Source organism: Pseudomonas sp. MNR3A (assembly GCF_009650575.1).
GTDB classification, from domain to species: Bacteria; Pseudomonadota; Gammaproteobacteria; order Pseudomonadales; family Pseudomonadaceae; genus Aquipseudomonas; species Aquipseudomonas machongensis.
The window spans coordinates 40,660-61,450 of the sequence record NZ_VZZS01000026.1; the positions used below are offsets into that span (position 1 = coordinate 40,660).

The window sequence follows — 20,791 nt, forward strand, 5'->3', positions numbered from 1 at the left end:
CGTTTTTGCTATCCGTCGTTTTGTCGTAGAGGCTTTCGAGCATGAATACCGTGCGTGAAACCATTGCCGCCATCGCCACCGCCCAGGGCCGTGGTGGCGTCGGTATCGTCCGTTTGTCCGGGCCATTGGCGAGCCAGGCCGGTCAGGCCATCACCGGCCGTACACTGACCCCGCGCCATGCCCACTACGGGCCCTTCCGCGGCGACGATGGCCTGGTCCTGGATGAAGGCATCGCGCTGTTCTTCCCTGGCCCCAACTCGTTCACCGGTGAAGACGTTCTGGAACTGCAGGGGCATGGAGGGCCGGTTGTGCTCGACATGCTGCTGCAGCGCTGTGTCGAATTGGGCTGCCGCCTTGCCCGTCCTGGCGAGTTCAGCGAGCGGGCGTTCCTCAACGACAAGCTCGACCTGGCCCAGGCTGAAGCGATCGCCGATCTGATCGAAGCCAGTTCCACCCAAGCCGCACGCAATGCCCTGCGTTCGCTGCAAGGTGCCTTCTCCAAGCGTGTCCATGCATTGACCGAGGCGTTGATCGCACTGCGGATCTATGTCGAGGCGGCTATCGATTTTCCCGAAGAAGAAATCGACTTCCTGGCCGACGGTCACGTGCTGAAGATGCTTGAAGCAGTCAGGAGCGAGTTATCCACAGTGCAGCGCGAGGCTGGTCAAGGCGCGCTGCTGCGCGATGGCATGACCGTCGTGATCGCCGGCCGTCCGAATGCCGGCAAGTCCAGCCTGCTCAACCAGTTGGCTGGTCGCGAAGCGGCAATCGTCACAGACATCGCCGGCACCACCCGGGACATTCTGCGCGAACATATCCACATCGATGGCATGCCGCTGCACGTGGTGGATACCGCAGGACTGCGCGATACCGACGATCACGTGGAAAAGATCGGTGTGGAGCGTGCCCTCAAGGCCATTGGCGAAGCTGACCGGGTGCTGCTGGTGGTGGATTCCACAGCGCCTGAGGCCAACGATCCGTTCGCACTGTGGCCCGAGTTCCTCGATCAACGGCCGGATCCGGCCAAGGTCACGCTGATTCGCAACAAGGCCGACCTGAGTGGCGAGCGTGCAAGCATCGAGCAGAGTAACGATGGCCACGTGACGATCACCCTCAGCGCAAAGGGCGATGCCACGGGGCTGGATCTGCTGCGTGACCACCTCAAAGCCTGCATGGGTTATGAACAGACTGCGGAAAGCAGCTTCAGCGCACGCAGGCGGCATCTGGATGCGCTGCGCCAGGCCAGTGCACACCTTGATCATGGTCATGCCCAACTGACACTCGCTGGCGCCGGTGAGTTGCTGGCAGAGGACCTGCGCCAGGCTCAGCAAGCCCTGGGAGAGATCACCGGTGCGTTCAGCTCGGATGACCTGCTCGGAAGGATCTTCTCGAGCTTCTGCATCGGTAAGTAACGCACAGCCCGGCAATACCAAGGCCGCTCCAGTGAGGAGCGGCTTTTTTTTGCCTGCCGGAAACCCGGAAGTGGGCTTCTCTTGATTCGATCACCCGCATGTAAATCTCATCCACAGGTCTAGAACGATCATCAGGAGCCCTGTGGAAAACTGGCCTTCAGGTCCGTTGATAACCAGGCTTTTTTTCTGAGGACAAACCCACCTGTGGGTAACACGAACTTTAATCCACAGGTTAAACGCTGTTATCCAGAGCCCTCAGCCTACCTTCGACACAGGGTTATGATTCTCTACAGGCATCATGAATACTGGCCTCAAATCACTTATCCACATGTGGATAGCCGCCTAAGAATAAACATAAAAACAAAGCTTTTATAAATTTTTCCTTTTTGATTTCTATTGCCGCCATTCATCCACAGATTGGTCAAAATTTGCTCAGACGGTTTCACTAGAGCGGGTGATGTCCCTATACTTGTCGGCTTACCTTCTCTATTCGCAAAAACAGGCACGAGGTGCGTGGTGGATTTCCCTTCCCGTTTTGAAGTGATCGTCATCGGCGGCGGCCATGCCGGTACCGAGGCTGCGCTTGCGTCCGCACGCATGGGTGTGAAAACCCTGCTGCTGACCCATAACGTGGAAACCCTCGGTCACATGAGTTGCAACCCGGCCATCGGTGGCATCGGCAAGAGCCACCTGGTCAAGGAAATCGATGCGCTCGGCGGCGCCATGGCGCTGGCCACCGACAAGAGCGGCATCCAGTTCCGCATCCTGAACAACCGCAAGGGCCCGGCCGTACGCGCCACCCGTGCACAGGCCGACCGCGCCATCTACAAGGCCGTGGTCCGCGAGATCCTGGAGAACCAGCCGAACCTGTGGATATTCCAGCAGTCCTGCGATGACCTGATCGTCGAGCAGGACCAGGTCAAGGGCGTGGTGACACAGATGGGCCTGCGCTTCTTCGCCGACTCTGTGGTGCTGACTACCGGCACCTTCCTCGGTGGACTTATCCACATCGGCCTGCAGAATTACTCCGGTGGCCGCGCGGGTGATCCTCCCGCCATTGCCCTGGCTCATCGTCTGCGGGAGCTGCCGCTGCGTGTTGGCCGTTTGAAAACCGGCACACCGCCGCGTATCGATGGCCGCTCGGTAGATTTCTCGGTGATGGGTGAACAGCCAGGCGATACCCCGATTCCGGTGATGTCGTTCATGGGCAATGCCCAGATGCATCCGCGGCAGGTCAGCTGCTGGATCACCCACACCAACGCCCGTACCCACGAGATCATCGCCTCGAACCTCGACCGTTCACCAATGTATTCCGGTGTGATAGAAGGCATCGGCCCGCGCTACTGCCCGTCGATCGAGGACAAGATCCATCGCTTCGCCGACAAGGAAAGCCATCAGGTATTCATCGAGCCGGAAGGCTTGAACACCCATGAGCTGTATCCCAACGGCATCTCGACCTCGCTGCCGTTCGATGTGCAGTTGCAGATCGTTCGTTCGATCCGTGGCATGGAGAACGCGCACATCGTGCGTCCGGGTTACGCCATCGAGTACGACTACTTCGATCCGCGTGATCTCAAGTACAGCCTAGAGACCAAGGTCATCGGCGGCCTGTTCTTCGCAGGTCAGATCAACGGCACCACCGGCTACGAAGAAGCCGGCGCCCAGGGCTTGCTGGCCGGTACCAACGCCGCGCTGCGCGCGCAGGGTCGCGAAAGCTGGTGCCCACGCCGCGACGAGGCGTACATCGGCGTGCTGGTCGATGACCTGATTACCCTGGGTACCCAGGAGCCTTACCGCATGTTCACTTCGCGTGCCGAATACCGCCTTATCCTGCGCGAAGACAACGCCGACCTGCGTCTGACCGAGAAAGGCCGCGAACTGGGGTTGGTCGACGACGAGCGCTGGGCCGCCTTCACCGCCAAGCGCGAAGGTATCGAACGTGAAGAACAGCGCATGAAGAGCACCTGGATCCGCCCGGGTACTCCACAAGGCCAGGCCGTTGTGGATAAGTTCGGTACTCCGTTGGCCCACGAGTACAATCTGCTCAACTTGCTGGCGCGCCCCGAGATCGACTACGCCGGGCTGATCGAAGCCACAGGCGGCGATGTAATCGATCCACAGGTGGCCGAACAGGTCGAGATCAAGACCAAGTACGCTGGCTACATCGATCGCCAGCAGGACGAGATCGCCAGGCTGCGCGCCAGCGAAGACACTCGCCTGCCTGTGGATATCGACTACGCTGGCATTTCCGGGTTGTCCAAGGAAATCCAGAGCAAGCTCGGCCAGACCCGTCCGGAAACTCTCGGCCAGGCTTCGCGTATTCCCGGCGTTACCCCGGCGGCAATTTCCCTGTTGCTGATTCACCTGAAAAAACGCGGCGCTGGCCGCGAATTGGAGCAAAGCGCTTGAGTTCCCTGGTCACCCCGCAACATGCCGAAGAGTTGTCCACAGGTGCGCGCCAGCTTGGAGTCGAGCTGAGTGCGCAGCAGCACGAACTGCTGCTGGGGTACCTGGCCCTGTTGATCAAATGGAACAAGGCCTACAACCTGACCGCAGTGCGCGATCCGGACGAGATGGTGTCGCGCCATCTGCTCGACAGCCTCAGCGTCATGCCGTTTATCCACAATGACACCCAGCGCTGGCTGGATGTCGGCAGCGGCGGCGGCATGCCTGGTATCCCGCTGGCTATCCTGCATCCGCACAAGCAAGTGACGGTGCTGGACAGCAACGGCAAGAAGACCCGCTTCCTGACGCAGGTGAAGATGGAGCTGAAACTCGACAACCTGACGGTTATCCACAGCCGCGTGGAAGAGGTCCAGCCCGAGCAGCCGTTCTGCGGCATCATCTCTCGCGCCTTCAGCAGCATGGAGAATTTCACCAACTGGACCCGCCACCTGGGTGACGCCCGAACGCAATGGCTTGCAATGAAGGGGCTGCATCCTGCCGATGAACTGGTAGCATTGCCCGCAGACTTCACAGTGGAAAGCGAGCAGGCCCTGACCGTTCCAGGTTGCCAGGGCCAGCGCCATCTGCTGATACTGCGCCGCAAGGCTTGACTGGGAACACACGCAACAATGGCTAAGGTATTCGCAATCGCGAACCAGAAAGGTGGTGTCGGCAAGACCACTACCTGCATCAATCTCGCCGCATCGCTGGCCGCGACCAAGCGTCGCGTGCTGCTGATCGACCTCGATCCACAGGGCAACGCCACCATGGGCAGCGGTGTGGACAAGCACGAGCTCGAGCACTCGGTGTACGACCTGTTGATCGGGGAATGCGACCTGGCCCAGGCCATGCAGTACTCCGAGCACGGCGGCTTCCAGCTGTTGCCCGCCAACCGTGACCTCACCGCCGCAGAGGTGGTGCTGCTGGAAATGCAGATGAAGGAGAGCCGCCTGCGCAACGCGCTGGCGCCTATCCGCGACAACTACGACTACATCCTCATCGACTGCCCGCCTTCGTTGTCGATGCTGACGTTGAACGCGTTGGTCGCTTCCGATGGCGTGATTATCCCCATGCAGTGCGAGTACTACGCGCTGGAAGGCCTGAGCGACCTTGTGGATAACATCAAGCGCATCGCTGCCCGGTTGAACCCGGAGCTGAAGATCGAAGGCCTGCTGAGGACCATGTACGACCCGCGCCTGAGCCTGAACAACGATGTTTCGGCCCAGCTCAAGGAGCATTTCGGCGATCAGCTCTACGACACCGTGATTCCGCGCAATATTCGCCTGGCCGAGGCTCCGAGCTTCGGTATGCCGGCGCTGGCCTACGACAAGCAATCACGTGGTGCGCTCGCCTACCTGGCCCTGGCTGGTGAACTGGTGCGCCGTCAGCGCCGTCAATCCCGCACTGCACAAACAACTTAAGGAATCCGCATGGCCATCAAGAAACGCGGTCTCGGACGTGGGTTGGATGCACTGCTCAGTGGTCCTTCCGTCAGCGCGCTCGAAGAGCAGGCTGTCACGGTCGACCAGAAGGAACTGCAGCGCCTGCCGGTCGAACTGATCCAGCGTGGCAAGTACCAACCTCGCCGTGACATGGACCCGGAGGCGCTGGAAGAGCTGGCGCATTCGATCCGCAATCATGGTGTGATGCAGCCGATCGTGGTTCGCCCGATTGGCGAAGGCCGCTACGAGATCATCGCCGGTGAGCGTCGCTGGCGCGCCACCCAGCAGGCTGGTCTGGATACTATTCCGGCCATGGTCCGTGAAGTGCCTGACGAAGCAGCCATCGCGATGGCGCTGATCGAGAACATCCAGCGCGAGGATCTCAACCCGCTGGAAGAAGCCCTTGCCCTGCAGCGGTTGCAGCAGGAGTTCGAGCTGACCCAGCAACAGGTGGCCGATGCCGTGGGCAAGTCGCGCGTCACCGTAGCCAACCTGCTGCGCCTGATCAGCCTCCCTGAGGCGATCAAGACCATGCTCGCCCACGGCGACCTGGAGATGGGCCATGCGCGCGCCTTGCTGGGGCTTGAGGAAAGCCGGCAGGAAGAAGGGGCGCGACATGTTGTCGCACGAGGCCTCACCGTGCGCCAAACCGAGGCACTGGTGCGTCAGTGGCTCAACGGCAAGCCTGAGCCGGTGGAATCGAGCAAACCTGATCCGGATATTGCCCGGCTGGAACAGCGGCTGGCAGAGCGCCTGGGCTCTTCGGTGCAGATTCGCCATGGCGACAAGGGCAAGGGCCAGTTGGTCATTCGCTACAACTCCCTCGACGAGCTTCAGGGTGTACTTGCTCACATCCGCTGAAACAATTCCCGTTGTAGCGCGCAGTCGGAAATCACTACCCAAGAGTTGAATAGGGGTTAATCCACCCCTATACTCTGCGCGCATTTTGTCGGCACAAATTATGCCAAGTCATAGCTGACTGGGCAGTCGACTTTCGAGGAGCAGTTTTGATGGAAATCCGCACGCCAAACCGCCTGCCTTTCCATCGCTGGGCGGTTTTCCCGGTACTGCTGGCTCAATTTGGGGTGTTATTGCTGGCAACGTTGGTGTTGTGGCAGTGGCAGGGCAAGGTCAGCGGTTATTCGGGCCTCTGTGGAGGCTTGATCGGCTGGCTGCCCAACGTGTATTTCGCCTGGAAGGCTTTTCGCTTCAGCGGAGCCCGGGCGGCGCAGGCCATCGTCAAGTCGTTCTACGCAGGCGAGGCAGGCAAATTGATTTTGACGGCAGTGCTGTTCGCACTGACCTTTGCAGGAGTGAAGCCACTGGCGCCGTTAGCAGTATTCGGCGTCTTCCTGCTGACTCTCACGGTCAGCTGGTTCGCGCCACTGCTGATGAATAAAAGACTTTCGAGACCTTAGGGCGTTTGAGGCAACCATGGCAGCAGAAACCGCTTCGGGCTATATCCAGCACCACTTGCAGAACCTGACCTACGGTCAACTACCAGACGGCAGTTGGGGCCTGGCCCATTCGGCTGCCGAAGCCAAGGCAATGGGCTTCTGGGCATTCCACCTGGACACCCTGGGCTGGTCCGTTGCACTGGGTCTGATCTTCCTGTTCATCTTCCGCATGGCGGCCAAGAAGGCGACCTCCGGTCAGCCTGGCGCCCTGCAGAACTTCGTCGAAGTACTGGTCGACTTCGTTCACGGCAGCGTGAAGGACTCGTTCCACGGTCGTAGCCCGGTCATCGCACCGCTGGCCCTGACCATCTTCGTCTGGGTGTTCCTGATGAACGCCATCGACCTGGTACCGGTCGACTGGATTCCGCAGCTGGCGATCCTGATCTCGGGCGATCCGCACATTCCGTTCCGTGCCGTATCGACCACCGACCCGAACGCCACCCTGGGCATGGCCCTGAGCGTGTTCGCGCTGATCATCTTCTACAGCATCGAGGTCAAGGGCATCGGCGGCTTCATCGGTGAGCTCACGCTCCACCCGTTCGGTAGCAAGAACATCTTCGTGCAGATCCTGCTGATCCCGGTGAACTTCCTGCTGGAATTCGTCACCCTGATCGCCAAACCGATCTCCCTGGCACTGCGTCTGTTCGGCAACATGTATGCCGGCGAGCTGGTGTTCATCCTGATCGCCGTGATGTTCGGCACCGGCATCCTCTGGCTCAGCGGCCTGGGTGTGGTGCTGCAATGGGCGTGGGCGGTGTTCCACATCCTGATCATCACGCTGCAAGCATTCATCTTCATGATGCTCACCATCGTCTACCTGTCGATGGCGCACGAAGATAACCATTAAGACCGCCTGGCGTGTCTGATAGTCTTCCCCGCCTGTTCGGGGGGAAGACTGAAAAAGTCCGCAAGGGCAGTTGTTTCAAACGATTTGTTTTACCGCTTCAATTAAAAAACCTAACCAATACGACGTAAAAGTCGGGAGGAAAGATGGAAACTGTAGTTGGTCTGACCGCTATCGCTGTTGCTCTGCTGATCGGCCTGGGTGCTCTGGGTACCGCCATTGGTTTCGGCCTGCTGGGCGGCAAGTTCCTGGAAGGCGCTGCTCGTCAGCCTGAGATGGTTCCGATGCTGCAGGTCAAAATGTTCATCGTTGCCGGTCTGCTCGACGCCGTAACCATGATCGGTGTTGGTATCGCTCTGTTCTTCACCTTCGCGAATCCCTTCGTTGGTCAGATCGCCGGCTAATCACTCGTTTTTACGAGTTGATTGGTGTGATGGACAAAGACCGAGCGAGGTGTTGGCGTGAACATTAATGCAACCCTGATTGGCCAATCCGTTGCTTTTCTGATTTTTGTGCTGTTCTGCATGAAGTATGTATGGCCTCCGGTCATCACTGCTCTGCACGAGCGCCAAAAGAAGATTGCCGACGGCTTGGACGCTGCCAACCGCGCAGCTCGCGACCTGGAGCTGGCCCAAGAGAAAGCGGGTCAGCAACTGCGTGAAGCAAAAGCACAGGCAGCCGAAATCATTGAGCAAAGCAAGAAACGCGCTGCTCAGCTTGTCGAGGAAGCCCGTGATCAGGCTCGCGTCGAAGCTGACCGTGTGAAGGCTCAGGCTCAAGCCGAGATCGAACAGGAACTCAACAGCATCAAAGACGCCCTGCGTGCCCAAGTGGGTGCCCTGGCCGTTGGCGGCGCTGAAAAGATCCTTGGCGCCACAATCGATCAAAACGCGCATGCGGAGCTGGTTAACAAACTGGCCGCTGAAATTTAAGCGAGGGCGATCATGGCAGAACTGACCACGTTGGCCCGACCTTACGCTAAGGCAGCTTTCGAGCACGCCCAGGCCCAGCAGCAACTGGCCAATTGGTCAGCCATGCTCGGCCTGGCTGCTGCGGTGTCGGAAGACGGCACCATGCAGCGCCTGCTCAAGGCCCCGCAACTGACTAGCGCAGAAAAGGCCGCCGCATTCATTGAAGTGTGCGGTGACAAGTTCGATGTACAGGCACAGAATTTCATTCATGTTGCCGCGGAAAACGACCGTCTCCTGCTTCTACCGGAGATCGCCGCTCTGTTCGACCTGTACAAGGCCGAGCAAGAGAAATCCGTGGACGTGGAAGTCACCAGTGCTTTTGCGTTGAACCAAGAACAGCAAGACAAACTCGCCAAGGTTCTCAGTGCACGGCTCAGCCGGGAAGTGCGCCTGCACGCGTCGGAGGATGCCAGCCTGATCGGCGGCGTCGTCATCCGCGCCGGCGACCTGGTAATCGATGGCTCGGTTCGCGGCAAGATCGCGAAACTGGCCGAAGCATTGAAATCTTGAGTTTGAAGGGGCAGCAGAGCAATGCAGCAACTCAATCCTTCCGAAATTAGTGAAATCATCAAGGGCCGCATCGAGAAACTCGATGTCGGCTCCCAAGCCCGTAACGAAGGTACCGTTGTTTCGGTATCCGACGGTATCGTGCGGATCCACGGTCTGGCCGACGTCATGTACGGCGAAATGATCGAGTTCCCTGGCAGCGTATTCGGCATGGCACTGAACCTGGAGCAAGACTCCGTAGGTGCAGTGGTCCTGGGTGCCTATGACACCCTGGCCGAAGGCATGAGCGCCAAGTGCACCGGCCGCATCCTGGAAGTTCCGGTTGGTAAGGAACTGCTGGGTCGCGTCGTTGACGCACTGGGCAACCCGATCGACGGCAAAGGTCCTCTGGGCAACACCCAGACCGACGCGGTCGAGAAAGTGGCCCCAGGCGTGATCTGGCGTAAGTCGGTAGACCAGCCTGTACAGACTGGCTACAAGTCCGTCGACGCCATGATTCCTGTCGGCCGTGGCCAGCGCGAGCTGATCATCGGTGACCGCCAGATCGGCAAGACCGCCATGGCCATCGACGCCATCATCAACCAGAAAGACTCCGGTATTTTCTGTGTTTATGTGGCTGTCGGCCAAAAGCGTTCGACCGTTGCCAACATCGTTCGCAAGCTCGAAGAAGCCGGCGCCCTGGCCAACACCATCGTGGTCGTTGCCAGTGCTTCGGAATCCGCCGCACTGCAGTTCCTGGCGCCATACGCCGGCTGCACCATGGGCGAGTTCTTCCGTGACCGCGGTGAAGACGCCCTGATCGTCTACGATGACCTGTCCAAGCAGGCTGTTGCCTACCGTCAGATCTCCCTGCTGCTGCGCCGTCCACCAGGACGTGAAGCGTACCCAGGCGACGTGTTCTATCTCCACTCCCGTCTGCTGGAGCGTGCATCGCGCGTTTCGGAAGAGTACGTCGAGAAGTTCACCAACGGCGCAGTGACTGGCAAGACCGGTTCCCTGACCGCCCTGCCGATCATCGAAACCCAGGCTGGCGACGTTTCCGCGTTCGTTCCGACCAACGTGATCTCGATCACCGACGGTCAGATCTTCCTGGAATCGGCCATGTTCAACTCGGGCATCCGCCCAGCAGTGAACGCCGGTGTTTCGGTATCCCGTGTAGGTGGTGCCGCTCAGACCAAGATCATCAAGAAACTGTCCGGCGGTATCCGTACCGCACTGGCTCAGTACCGTGAACTGGCTGCATTCGCCCAGTTCGCTTCGGATCTGGACGAGGCTACCCGCAAGCAGCTGGAGCATGGTCAGCGCGTTACCGAGCTGATGAAGCAGAAGCAGTACGCGCCAATGTCGATCGCCGACATGGCCCTGTCGCTGTACGCCGCTGAGCGTGGTTTCCTGACTGACGTAGAAGTCTCCAAGGTCGGCAGCTTCGAGCAAGCGCTGATCGCCTACTTCCACCGCGATCACGCCGAGCTGTTGGCCAAGATCAACGTGAAAGGTGACTTCAACGACGAAATCGACGCTGGCATGAAAGCTGGTATCGAGAAGTTCAAGGCCACCCAGACCTGGTAAGCCGCAGCGGGGGCTCCGGCCCCCGCTTGCTAACCTGATAGGTGATACATGGCAGGCGCAAAAGAGATTCGCAGTAAGATTGCGAGCATCAAAAGCACGCAAAAAATTACCAGCGCCATGGAGAAAGTGGCGGTCAGCAAAATGCGCAAAGCACAAATGCGCATGGCTGCTAGCCGTCCTTACGCGGAGCGTATCCGCCAGGTGATCGGTCATCTGGCCAACGCCAACCCGGAATACCGCCACCCGTTCATGATCGAGCGCCCTGTAAAGCGCGCCGGTTATATCGTGGTGAGCAGTGACCGTGGTCTGTGCGGTGGCTTGAATACCAACCTGTTCAAGGCCCTGGTCAAGGACATGAGCGCAAACCGCGAACAGGGCGTGGAAATCGACCTGTGCGTGATCGGCAGCAAGGGTGCGACTTTCTTCCGCATCTTTGGCGGCAACGTCGTAGCCGCGATCAGCCACCTGGGCGAAGAGCCATCGATCAACGATCTGATCGGCTCCGTCAAAGTGATGCTGGACGCCTACCTCGATGGCCGTATCGATCGCCTCTCGGTGGTTTCGAACAAGTTCATCAACACCATGACCCAAAAACCGACGGTCGAGCAATTGGTACCGTTGGTGGCAACCCCGGATCAGGATCTCAAGCATCACTGGGATTACCTGTACGAACCCGACGCAAAAGAGCTGCTGGACGGCTTGATGGTGCGTTACGTGGAGTCGCAGGTATACCAGGCGGTGGTCGAGAACAACGCTGCTGAACAAGCGGCCCGGATGATCGCCATGAAGAACGCCACAGACAACGCCGGTGATTTGATCAAAGAGCTGCAATTGATCTACAACAAGGCGCGTCAGGCTGCGATCACCCAGGAGATCTCGGAAATCGTCGGCGGCGCTGCCGCGGTTTAACGGTTCAAAAATTCAGAGGATCCAGCTATGAGTAGCGGACGTATCGTTCAAATCATCGGCGCCGTCATCGACGTGGAATTCCCACGTGACGTCGTGCCGAGTGTTTACAACGCGCTGAAAGTACAAGGCGCGGAAACCACCCTGGAAGTTCAGCAGCAGCTGGGCGACGGCGTGGTTCGTACCATTGCGATGGGCTCGACCGAAGGCCTGAAGCGCGGTCTGGACGTCGTCGATACCGGCGCGGCCATCTCCGTTCCAGTTGGTAAGGCCACTCTGGGCCGTATCATGGACGTTCTGGGCAACCCGATCGACGAAGCCGGCCCGATCGGCGAAGAAGAGCGTCGTGGTATCCACCAGCCAGCGCCTTCGTTCGCTGACCAGGCAGGCGGCAACGACCTGCTGGAAACCGGCATCAAGGTTATCGACCTGGTTTGCCCGTTCGCCAAGGGTGGTAAGGTTGGTCTGTTCGGTGGTGCCGGTGTCGGCAAGACCGTAAACATGATGGAACTGATCCGTAACATCGCCATGGAACACAGCGGTTACTCCGTGTTCGCTGGTGTGGGTGAGCGTACTCGTGAGGGTAACGACTTCTACCACGAGATGAAGGACTCCAACGTTCTCGACAAGGTAGCGCTGGTCTACGGTCAGATGAACGAGCCACCAGGAAACCGTCTGCGCGTTGCGCTGACCGGCCTGACCATGGCTGAGAAGTTCCGTGACGAAGGTAACGACGTTCTGCTGTTCGTCGACAACATCTATCGTTACACCCTGGCCGGTACCGAAGTATCCGCACTGCTGGGCCGTATGCCTTCGGCAGTAGGTTACCAGCCGACCCTGGCCGAAGAGATGGGCGTTCTGCAAGAGCGCATCACTTCGACCAAAGAAGGTTCGATCACCTCCGTTCAGGCCGTATACGTACCTGCGGACGACCTGACCGACCCGTCGCCAGCGACCACCTTCGCCCACTTGGACGCCACCGTCGTTCTGTCCCGTGACATCGCCTCCCTGGGTATCTACCCAGCGGTCGACCCACTGGACTCGACTTCGCGCCAGCTGGACCCGAACGTGATCGGCACCGAGCACTACGAGACCGCTCGTGGCGTTCAGTATGTTCTGCAGCGCTACAAAGAGCTCAAGGACATCATCGCGATCCTGGGTATGGACGAGCTGTCCGAAGCCGACAAGCAACTGGTTGCCCGCGCTCGTAAGATCCAGCGCTTCCTGTCGCAGCCGTTCTTCGTGGCCGAAGTCTTCACCGGCTCGCCAGGCAAGTACGTTTCGCTCAAGGACACCATCGCTGGCTTCAGCGGCATCCTCAAAGGTGACTACGACCACCTGCCAGAACAAGCGTTCTACATGGTCGGCAGCATCGACGAAGCGATCGAGAAAGCCAAGAAACTGTAATCCCGGCGCCCCGAAAGGGGCGCTAATCAGGTTGAGGCAAGCAGATGGCTATGACAGTCCATTGCGACATCGTCAGCGCAGAGGGAGAGATCTTCTCCGGCCTGGTCGAGATGGTAGTAGCGCACGGCAACCTGGGCGATCTGGGTATCGCTCCAGGCCACGCGCCGCTGATCACCAATCTCAAGCCGGGTCCGATCACGCTGACCAAGCAGGGTGGCACTCAAGAGGTGTTCTACATCTCCGGTGGCTTCCTCGAAGTGCAGCCGAACATGGTCAAGGTTCTTGCCGACACCGTGCAACGTGCTGCCGACCTGGACGAAGCTCAGGCTCAGGAAGCCCTCAAGGCTGCCGAGAACGCGCTGAACACTAAGGGCTCGGACTTTGACTACGGCGCAGCTGCCGCACGTCTGGCCGAGGCTGCAGCTCAGCTGCGTACTGTCCAGCAATTGCGCAAGGGCAAGTGATCCGGTCCTACCGGTAACCTGCGTTGCGATTGAGTTAAAGGGTAGCCTCGGCTACCCTTTTTCTTTTCCGAATTTTCCCCTTCGGTCACATCCCTGACCGCCCAGGATTGGTAGCCAGTCAATGTCACTCGATATCGTTATTCTCGCCGCAGGCCAAGGCACCCGCATGCGCTCTTCGCTGCCCAAGGTACTGCATCCGGTCGCCGGTAATTCCATGCTTGGCCACGTTATCCACAGCGCGCGTCAGTTGCAGCCGAAGGGTATCCATGTGGTCATCGGTCATGGTGCAGAGCTGGTACGTGAACGCCTGGCGGCTGACGATCTGAATTTCGTCATGCAAGACAAGCAGCTTGGCACCGGCCATGCCGTCGCCCAGGCACTGCCGGCGATCACCGCCGATACTGTGCTGGTGCTCTATGGCGACGTGCCGTTGATCGAGGTGGGGACGCTCGAGCGGCTTCTGGCCAAGGTCAATGAACAGCAACTCGGCCTGCTGACCGTCACCCTGCAGGATCCAACCGGTTACGGCCGCATCGTGCGTGATGCCCAAGGCCGGGTAGCGGCCATCGTCGAGCACAAGGACGCCAGTGAAGCACAGCGGGCGATCAATGAAGGCAACACGGGCATCCTCGCGATGCCGGCCGCGCGGCTGGCAGACTGGATGGGGCGCCTGTCCAACAACAACGCCCAAGGCGAGTACTACCTCACCGACGTGATTGCCATGGCCGTGGCCGATGGCCTGGTCGTTGCCACCGAGCAGCCGCATGACGCCATGGAAGTGCAGGGCGCCAACGACCGCCTGCAATTGTCAGAGCTTGAGCGTCACTACCAGTTGCGCGAGGGACGCCGACTGATGGCCCAGGGCGTGACCCTGCGTGACCCCGCGCGTTTCGATGTGCGTGGCGAGGTGATCGTGGGGCGCGATGTGCTGATCGACATCAACGTCATCCTCGAAGGCAAGGTGATCATCGAAGACGATGTGCAGATCGGCCCTAACTGCGTGATCAAGAACAGCACCCTGCGCAAGGGCGCTGTGGTCAAGGCCAACAGCCATCTCGAAGGTGCGGTGATGGGCGAGGGCAGCGATGCCGGCCCGTTCGCTCGCCTGCGCCCAGGCAGCGTACTGGAGGCCAAAGCCCATGTGGGTAACTTCGTCGAGCTGAAGAACGCCCATCTGGGCGAGGGCGCCAAGGCCGGTCATCTGACGTATCTGGGCGACGCCGAGATCGGTGCGCGCACCAACATCGGCGCGGGTACCATCACCTGCAACTACGATGGCGCGAACAAGTTCAAGACCTTGCTGGGCGAAGATGTGTTCATCGGTTCGAACAACTCGCTGGTCGCACCTGTGGAAATCAAGGACGGCGCTACCACGGCTGCCGGCTCGACCATCAATCAGTCTGTTGAAGCTGGCCAGTTGGCCGTTGCTCGCGCACGCCAACGCAATATCGATGGCTGGAAACGGCCGGAGAAGATCAAGAAAAGCTGAGTTATCCACAGATGTTTCGATCGAAAGCCGACTTATGTGAATAAGCCGGCTTTTTTTATTGCCGAACCAGCCCGCTACACAGTAAACAGCGTCGTCAGTAAATCTATCCGCTGCTTGACGAATCCTTCATCTTAGGTTTTGATTGCAGCCATTATCTTTCGAATCGAAACTTATCCTCACATGTCGAAACGAAACACCCCTCAACGTCGCCACAATATCCTGGCCTTGCTCGCCGAGCAGGGCGAGGTAAGCGTGGACGCGCTGGCCAAGCGTTTCGAAACCTCGGAAGTGACCATTCGCAAGGATCTCGCCGCGCTGGAAGCCAATGGCCTATTGTTGCGTCGTTACGGCGGTGCGGTGCCAGTGCCGCAGGAGATGCTGGGTGAGGCCGCTCAGCCGGTTTCCAGTTACAAGAAAGCCATCGCCCGCGCAGCTGTCGGACGCATTCGCGAACATGCACGCATCATCATCGACAGCGGCAGTACCACTGCAGCAATGATCCCTGAGCTCGGGCGCCAGCCCGGCTTGGTCGTGATGACCAACTCCTTGAACGTAGCCCGAGCCATCAGCGAGCTCGAGCACGAGCCGGTGCTACTGATGACCGGTGGTACCTGGGACCCGCATTCCGAGTCGTTCCAGGGTCAGGTCGCCGAGCAGGTACTACGCTCATACGATTTCGACCAGTTGTTCATCGGTGCCGACGGCATCGACCTGAACCGCGGCACCACCACCTTCAACGAACTGCTTGGCCTGAGCCGGGTGATGGCGGAAGTGGCCCGAGAAGTGATCGTGATGGTCGAATCGGACAAGGTCGGGCGCAAGATCCCCAACCTCGAGCTGCCCTGGAGCAGCGTTACCACCCTTATTACAGATGATCGCCTGCCCGCAGCGGCACGCGAACAGATTCAAGCCCGCGGCATCAACCTGATCTGCGCCGCGATCAGCCAGGAGCAATAACCATGTGTGGAATCGTCGGTGCAGTCGCCGAGCGCAACATCACCTCCATCCTTATCGAGGGCCTCAAGCGCCTGGAATACCGTGGCTACGACAGCGCGGGCCTGGCGGTCGTCACCCAGCAGGGCGAGCTCGATCGTCGTCGCCGCATCGGCAAGGTGAGCGAGCTGGAAGCCGCGGTGGCTGCCGAGCCGCTCGACGGTCACCTGGGCATCGCTCACACCCGTTGGGCTACCCACGGCGCACCGACCGAGCACAATGCCCACCCGCACTTCTCCGGCCAGGAAGTGGCCGTGGTGCACAACGGCATCATCGAGAACCACGAAGAGCTGCGTGAAGAACTCAAGGCCCTTGGCTACGTGTTCACCTCGCAGACCGACACCGAGGTGATCGTCCACCTGATCCACCACACCCTCAAGAGCATTCCCGACCTGACCGATGCCTTCAAGACTGTGGTCAAGCGTCTGCATGGTGCCTACGGTCTGTCGGTGATCAGCGTCAAGCAGCCGGACCGTCTGGTTGCTGCGCGCAGCGGCAGCCCGCTGGTGATCGGCCTGGGTCATGGCGAGAACTTCCTGGCCTCCGACCAGCTCGCGTTGCGTCAGGTCACCGACCGCTTCATGTACCTCGAGGAAGGCGATATCGCCGAAATCCGCCGCGACCAGGTGAACATCTGGGATCAGGCCGGTAGCAAGGTCCAGCGTGAAACCGTGCAGTACCACGAAGGCGCCGAGGCTGCCGACAAGGGCACCTATCGCCACTTCATGCTCAAGGAAATCCACGAGCAGCCTTCGGTGGTACAGCGCACCCTCGAAGGCCGCTTGGCCGGCGACCACGTCATGGTCCAGGCCTTCGGCCCGCAAGCTGCGGATCTGTTCGCCAAGGTGCGCAATGTACAGATCGTCGCCTGCGGCACCAGCTATCACGCCGGCATGGTCGCGCGTTACTGGCTGGAAAGCCTGGCCGGCATCCCCTGCCAGGTCGAAGTCGCCAGCGAATTCCGCTACCGCAAGGTGGTGGTGCAGCCAGACACCTTGTTCGTGTCCATCTCCCAGTCCGGCGAAACCGCCGACACCCTGGCTGCCCTGCGCAACGCCAAGGAGCTGGGCTTCCTCGGCAGCCTGGCAATCTGCAACGTTGGCATCAGCTCGCTGGTACGTGAATCCGACCTGACCCTGCTGACCCTGGCCGGCCCGGAAATCGGCGTTGCCTCGACCAAGGCCTTCACCACCCAGCTGGTCTCGCTGATGCTGCTGACCCTCGCCCTGGGCCAGGTACGCGGCAGCCTCGAAGCTGGCGTCGAAGCCGAGCTGGTCGAAGAGCTGCGCCGTCTGCCCGCGCGTCTGGGCGAAGCCCTGGCGATGGACAGCGTGGTCGAGAAGACCGCCGAACTGTTCGCCGACAAACACCACACCCTGTTCCTCGGCCGTGGTGCCCAGTATCCGGTGGCGATGGAAGGCGCGCTCAAGCTCAAGGAGATCTCCTACATTCACGCCGAAGCCTATCCGGCAGGTGAGCTCAAGCACGGCCCGCTGGCGCTGGTCGATGCCGACATGCCGGTGGTTACCGTCGCGCCGAACAACGAGCTGCTGGAAAAGCTCAAGTCGAACCTGCAGGAAGTGCGCGCCCGCGGCGGCGAGCTGGTGGTGTTCGCCGACGAGAACGCCGGCATGAGCAATGGTGAAGGCACCCATGTGATCAAGGTGCCGCACATCATCGATGCCCTGGCGCCTATCCTGTACACCATTCCGCTGCAGCTGCTGTCGTACTACGTGGCCGTGCTCAAGGGCACTGACGTTGACCAGCCGCGTAACCTGGCGAAGTCGGTGACGGTGGAGTAAACGGCTGCGCTGAGCGGGGGATGGATTTTGCGAATTAAAACTGTCGCACCGCAATAAAACTGTCGCTGACGAAGGGAGCCTTAACCGGCTCCCTTTTTCGTTGCGCACCTCGTTTCAGCTGAATCGCCCCTGGTTTCGTGAGCCACATCCAGCGCTTTGACCACGAGGTCTCCATCCGGCTTTTCTGATAAAGCCGCAGCCCGTGTACGCCCGAAGCCGCGATCGCGATACCCGCGACCTCGGCCCAGTAGCCCACCCGTCGAAAGACGCACGAGGCGACGATACCGGAGGCGACCTTGTTCAGTTCACATTTTGCAATTGATTCTTATTTCTTAAATTTGCTGTTCATCTATACAGTACTCTGGTGGCTTGCCACCTCACATCCCGAATGCGCAGGAAGGCGAACCGCTCATTTCATCGATCACGAGTTATGGAGCGATATCATGGTGCAAGGACCTATTGAATTACCCGCAACGCCTGTTACAGCCCCTGGAATTGACCCCCCTATTGGTGAGCCAGTCTATCTCGGACCAACATTTGTTGGTGAGCCCACCGTTCCCATCAACATCCCTGGGCTACCGTCAGTAAATTTTGGCCCGATTACAAGTCAGGCGCAGTTTCGAAGCGCTATGTCGGCTTACCTGACTTCGGTTTATGAAAAAGAAACAAAACGCATTAATGAACAATATCTAGCAAGCGTTGCTGTTTTAGCATCCACGCTACAAAAAGAGCTTGATACCGCGCGAGGGGGACGTACGCAGGTGACTCTACCTCTGTCGGAGTTTTGCTTAGGGAAATAAATTTGCGCGAAAGCGCGACGAACCAAAAAACTATCCAACGTCAAACTCAGCAAACGAAGGCAAACAGCTTTTACTCTGCAGATTTTTCAAGCAAGGGGCGTGTTGATTTCATCCGGACTGTGACAGACCTCGCCATCAGTGGCAACGTAGCAGTGAATGTCATTCCCAGATGGCAGGCGTCTCTGGCTGCGACATATCAGGCCCGCTATCTTGGCGACCAAATCTCTCTGCTCAATGCTCAGGCGGCGACGTTGCGCGAACAGTTGGCCGTCGCTCAAGCTGCAGAACGAGAAGCACAAGCCGTTATTCAGTCAGTCAGCAGTGAGCTATCAGCCATTACGGAACCTGCGCAACAGCACCTGGCTACGCAAAGACAAACGCTGGAAAGTCAGTTTTCCGACTCATCGACTCTGACCCATGCTGAACGACAAGCCGCTACGCAGGCTGTCCAACAGTCGGTTCAGCAAAGTGACCAGCAGATTGATGCCCTTGCTGCAGCGGCCAGTAGTCAAATCAATGCAAACGAGCTCGCTCAGATCAGTCAATCAGTTAAAGCACAGGCGAACCTCCTCGCCTCAACGTTCACTGACGTGGTAAATCAGCTAGTGGCTGACGCCGATACGCTTATCGCTTCTCAACGCAATACGATCATTCAAGCAAGTAGTAACGCAGCTAGCCTAGTCAACGCCCGCATGGTCGAACTCATTGCACAAGTTCAAGCGAACCCAACACATGCCGCCGCCGCTGCAGCCCGGCAGAGCCTGCAGCAAACAACGAACAGCACTTATGCCATCGTAACTGACCAGCTTGACCAGGCCTCCCTCGCCGACAGCGCTAAACGACAACAAGTCATTGCTGGCATCCAGACTGCGCAAACTAACGCTCAGACGCAGTTACAGGGCGTGACTGCTCTCACTCAGAATGCCATCGCCCGGGCGGCCAGCACTTACCGGTTTGCAGGCAGTGCCGCTGCGCTGAGCATACCCGGACAAGGCATAGTGCCTTTGGCCGAAGCAACTCTTGCTGCTCTGCGCCAAGGGATCGCGAGTGCGATCACCGCATTGGGCGGGATCACTTCTGCTACGGTCGGTGCTCCCTTTGCAGCAGGGCTTGCCGCCTTGGTTTACCCCAGTTCCACGGCCAGTCAAGCTCAAGACCAGACTCCAGCCCGTTTCCGCTATGGTATGGGGGTCGACGCCCGAGACCTTGGTCTTGCGCCGGGGGCCAATCTCAATGCTATCGCTGCTGCACAGGGTAAAGTCGAGCTGGCCTATCGATTGGCCAACGAAACACGCGGGGATGGTCGCTCTTACATTTTGGTCGTCGCTGCCGATGGGATCAACGTAACAAAGAACGTACCCGTCCGGGCGGCCACATTGGACCCGCAGACTGGGCGCTACATGGTTGTAGTGCCAAGCCTGGTGCCTGACCAGCCTCCTATCACTCTAACTTGGACGCCAGGTCGCGCCCCCGGCGAACAGTCCTCAACAACTACTACACCCACGGCGACACAGACTGTGCCAATCTACACAGGGGTAGAGCTACAGCCGCTTGAGATTGAGGCACTGTCGTACCCAGGTGAAGTGCTGGATGCCAATGACCTGATCATCACATTCCCGATTGACTCGGGAATTGAGCCGGTCTACTTGATGTTCAGTACTCCAGGATATCATCAGGCACCTGATGATTTGATTGCGTTTCCTGATGCAAAACCGGTGAAGGCTAAAAGTAGCGTTCGTGGTGGCGGTAAACTTAGAAGCCGCTGGATGGATAGTAAAGGCAGAATTTATGAGTGGGATAGTCAGCACGGAAGGGTTGAGTTATATAATAAACAAGGCAAGCATTTAGGAGAGTTTGACTCTGTCTCTGGTAATCAAATAAAGCCTGCTGTTCCTGGTCGAACTACCCCGAAGTGAGGAGTCGTTATAATGTATATTTCTTTGACAGGTTTTCTGAAAGACGATAGTCTTGATAATTCATTAAAGTTTCGCTTGCGCATCCCATCTCTTAATGAAAAAGATGTTATGAGCCTTTTGAATTGGCAGTCCCTTGAGGCTGAATCAGACGGTGAACTTCCTCTGTCTGATGAGCAAGCAGAAAAAATATTTTCTCTACTTGGCAATCCGATGCCTGACGGATTGGACTTTTTTGTTGGCGTCCGAGCTTAGCGGCAAGCCTCTACCTTGCTTAATTAGTTTGCACGGTGGAGCACATGGCCTGGGTACCCTATATGCCAAGTCCATGCTCAGGAATGCAAGAAGAGATAACGCCTTCTGACGTTTG

20 protein-coding genes are annotated in these 20,791 nt (G+C 58.8%); all 20 read left to right on the forward strand.

Annotated features, from left to right (window positions below):
• The first annotated feature begins 41 nt into the window (after window positions 1-41).
• The 20 genes from mnmE (at window position 42) to F6X62_RS18165 (ending at window position 20,676) form a co-directional block, all read left to right on the forward strand.
• Complete coding sequence (mnmE, locus tag F6X62_RS18070; protein ID WP_153774313.1) at window positions 42-1,412, forward strand: tRNA uridine-5-carboxymethylaminomethyl(34) synthesis GTPase MnmE; 1,371 nt, start codon at window positions 42-44, stop codon at window positions 1,410-1,412.
• A gap of 516 nt (window positions 1,413-1,928) precedes the next feature.
• On the forward strand, window positions 1,929-3,821 hold the full coding sequence (gene mnmG, locus F6X62_RS18075; RefSeq protein WP_065864648.1) for a tRNA uridine-5-carboxymethylaminomethyl(34) synthesis enzyme MnmG: 1,893 nt from the start codon (window positions 1,929-1,931) through the stop codon (window positions 3,819-3,821).
• On the forward strand, window positions 3,818-4,468 hold the full coding sequence (gene rsmG, locus F6X62_RS18080) for a 16S rRNA (guanine(527)-N(7))-methyltransferase RsmG (RefSeq protein WP_065864647.1): 651 nt from the start codon (window positions 3,818-3,820) through the stop codon (window positions 4,466-4,468). Before mnmG ends, rsmG begins: the two co-directional genes overlap by 4 nt.
• An 18-nt stretch (window positions 4,469-4,486) precedes the next feature.
• Window positions 4,487-5,278, forward strand: a complete 792-nt coding sequence (locus F6X62_RS18085; protein WP_063541904.1) for a ParA family protein — start codon at window positions 4,487-4,489, stop codon at window positions 5,276-5,278.
• A 9-nt stretch (window positions 5,279-5,287) separates the two neighbouring features.
• A complete protein-coding gene (locus F6X62_RS18090; RefSeq protein ID WP_054893011.1) occupies window positions 5,288-6,160 on the forward strand; it encodes a ParB/RepB/Spo0J family partition protein in 873 nt (290 codons plus the stop codon).
• 149 nt (window positions 6,161-6,309) lie between these two features.
• Window positions 6,310-6,717: a F0F1 ATP synthase subunit I gene (locus F6X62_RS18095; protein WP_054893010.1), complete on the forward strand. Its 408-nt coding sequence runs from the start codon at window positions 6,310-6,312 to the stop codon at window positions 6,715-6,717.
• A 16-nt stretch (window positions 6,718-6,733) separates the two neighbouring features.
• Entirely contained in the window at window positions 6,734-7,603 is an 870-nt protein-coding gene (gene atpB, locus F6X62_RS18100) for a F0F1 ATP synthase subunit A (protein WP_153774314.1), read from the forward strand.
• 143 nt (window positions 7,604-7,746) lie between these two features.
• Window positions 7,747-8,004: a F0F1 ATP synthase subunit C gene (gene atpE, locus F6X62_RS18105; protein WP_003097235.1), complete on the forward strand. Its 258-nt coding sequence runs from the start codon at window positions 7,747-7,749 to the stop codon at window positions 8,002-8,004.
• 57 nt (window positions 8,005-8,061) lie between these two features.
• Complete coding sequence (locus F6X62_RS18110) at window positions 8,062-8,532, forward strand: F0F1 ATP synthase subunit B (protein WP_054893008.1); 471 nt, start codon at window positions 8,062-8,064, stop codon at window positions 8,530-8,532.
• A gap of 12 nt (window positions 8,533-8,544) precedes the next feature.
• A complete protein-coding gene (locus F6X62_RS18115; protein WP_054893007.1) occupies window positions 8,545-9,081 on the forward strand; it encodes a F0F1 ATP synthase subunit delta in 537 nt (178 codons plus the stop codon).
• A gap of 21 nt (window positions 9,082-9,102) precedes the next feature.
• Window positions 9,103-10,647, forward strand: a complete 1,545-nt coding sequence (gene atpA, locus F6X62_RS18120; RefSeq protein ID WP_153774315.1) for a F0F1 ATP synthase subunit alpha — start codon at window positions 9,103-9,105, stop codon at window positions 10,645-10,647.
• A 48-nt stretch (window positions 10,648-10,695) separates the two neighbouring features.
• Window positions 10,696-11,556: a F0F1 ATP synthase subunit gamma gene (atpG, locus tag F6X62_RS18125; RefSeq protein WP_003253195.1), complete on the forward strand. Its 861-nt coding sequence runs from the start codon at window positions 10,696-10,698 to the stop codon at window positions 11,554-11,556.
• Window positions 11,557-11,583: 27 nt separating this feature from the next.
• A complete protein-coding gene (gene atpD, locus F6X62_RS18130; RefSeq protein WP_054893004.1) occupies window positions 11,584-12,960 on the forward strand; it encodes a F0F1 ATP synthase subunit beta in 1,377 nt (458 codons plus the stop codon).
• A gap of 44 nt (window positions 12,961-13,004) precedes the next feature.
• Window positions 13,005-13,424: a F0F1 ATP synthase subunit epsilon gene (locus F6X62_RS18135; protein ID WP_054893003.1), complete on the forward strand. Its 420-nt coding sequence runs from the start codon at window positions 13,005-13,007 to the stop codon at window positions 13,422-13,424.
• A 121-nt stretch (window positions 13,425-13,545) separates the two neighbouring features.
• Entirely contained in the window at window positions 13,546-14,913 is a 1,368-nt protein-coding gene (gene glmU, locus F6X62_RS18140) for a bifunctional UDP-N-acetylglucosamine diphosphorylase/glucosamine-1-phosphate N-acetyltransferase GlmU (RefSeq protein WP_153774316.1), read from the forward strand.
• 180 nt (window positions 14,914-15,093) lie between these two features.
• Window positions 15,094-15,870, forward strand: coding sequence for a DeoR/GlpR family DNA-binding transcription regulator (locus F6X62_RS18145; protein ID WP_063541896.1), 777 nt, complete (start codon window positions 15,094-15,096; stop codon window positions 15,868-15,870).
• Window positions 15,871-15,872: 2 nt separating this feature from the next.
• Entirely contained in the window at window positions 15,873-17,708 is a 1,836-nt protein-coding gene (gene glmS / locus F6X62_RS18150; protein ID WP_153774317.1) for a glutamine--fructose-6-phosphate transaminase (isomerizing), read from the forward strand.
• 296 nt (window positions 17,709-18,004) lie between these two features.
• Window positions 18,005-18,508: a hypothetical protein gene (locus F6X62_RS18155; RefSeq protein ID WP_153774318.1), complete on the forward strand. Its 504-nt coding sequence runs from the start codon at window positions 18,005-18,007 to the stop codon at window positions 18,506-18,508.
• A 2-nt stretch (window positions 18,509-18,510) separates the two neighbouring features.
• The gene (locus F6X62_RS25455; RefSeq protein ID WP_153774319.1) at window positions 18,511-20,424 is read left to right on the forward strand and encodes an S-type pyocin domain-containing protein; all 1,914 of its coding nucleotides are present in this window, start codon (window positions 18,511-18,513) and stop codon (window positions 20,422-20,424) included.
• A 12-nt stretch (window positions 20,425-20,436) separates the two neighbouring features.
• Entirely contained in the window at window positions 20,437-20,676 is a 240-nt protein-coding gene (locus tag F6X62_RS18165; RefSeq protein WP_153774320.1) for a pyocin S6 family toxin immunity protein, read from the forward strand.
• Window positions 20,677-20,791: the final 115 nt, after the last annotated feature.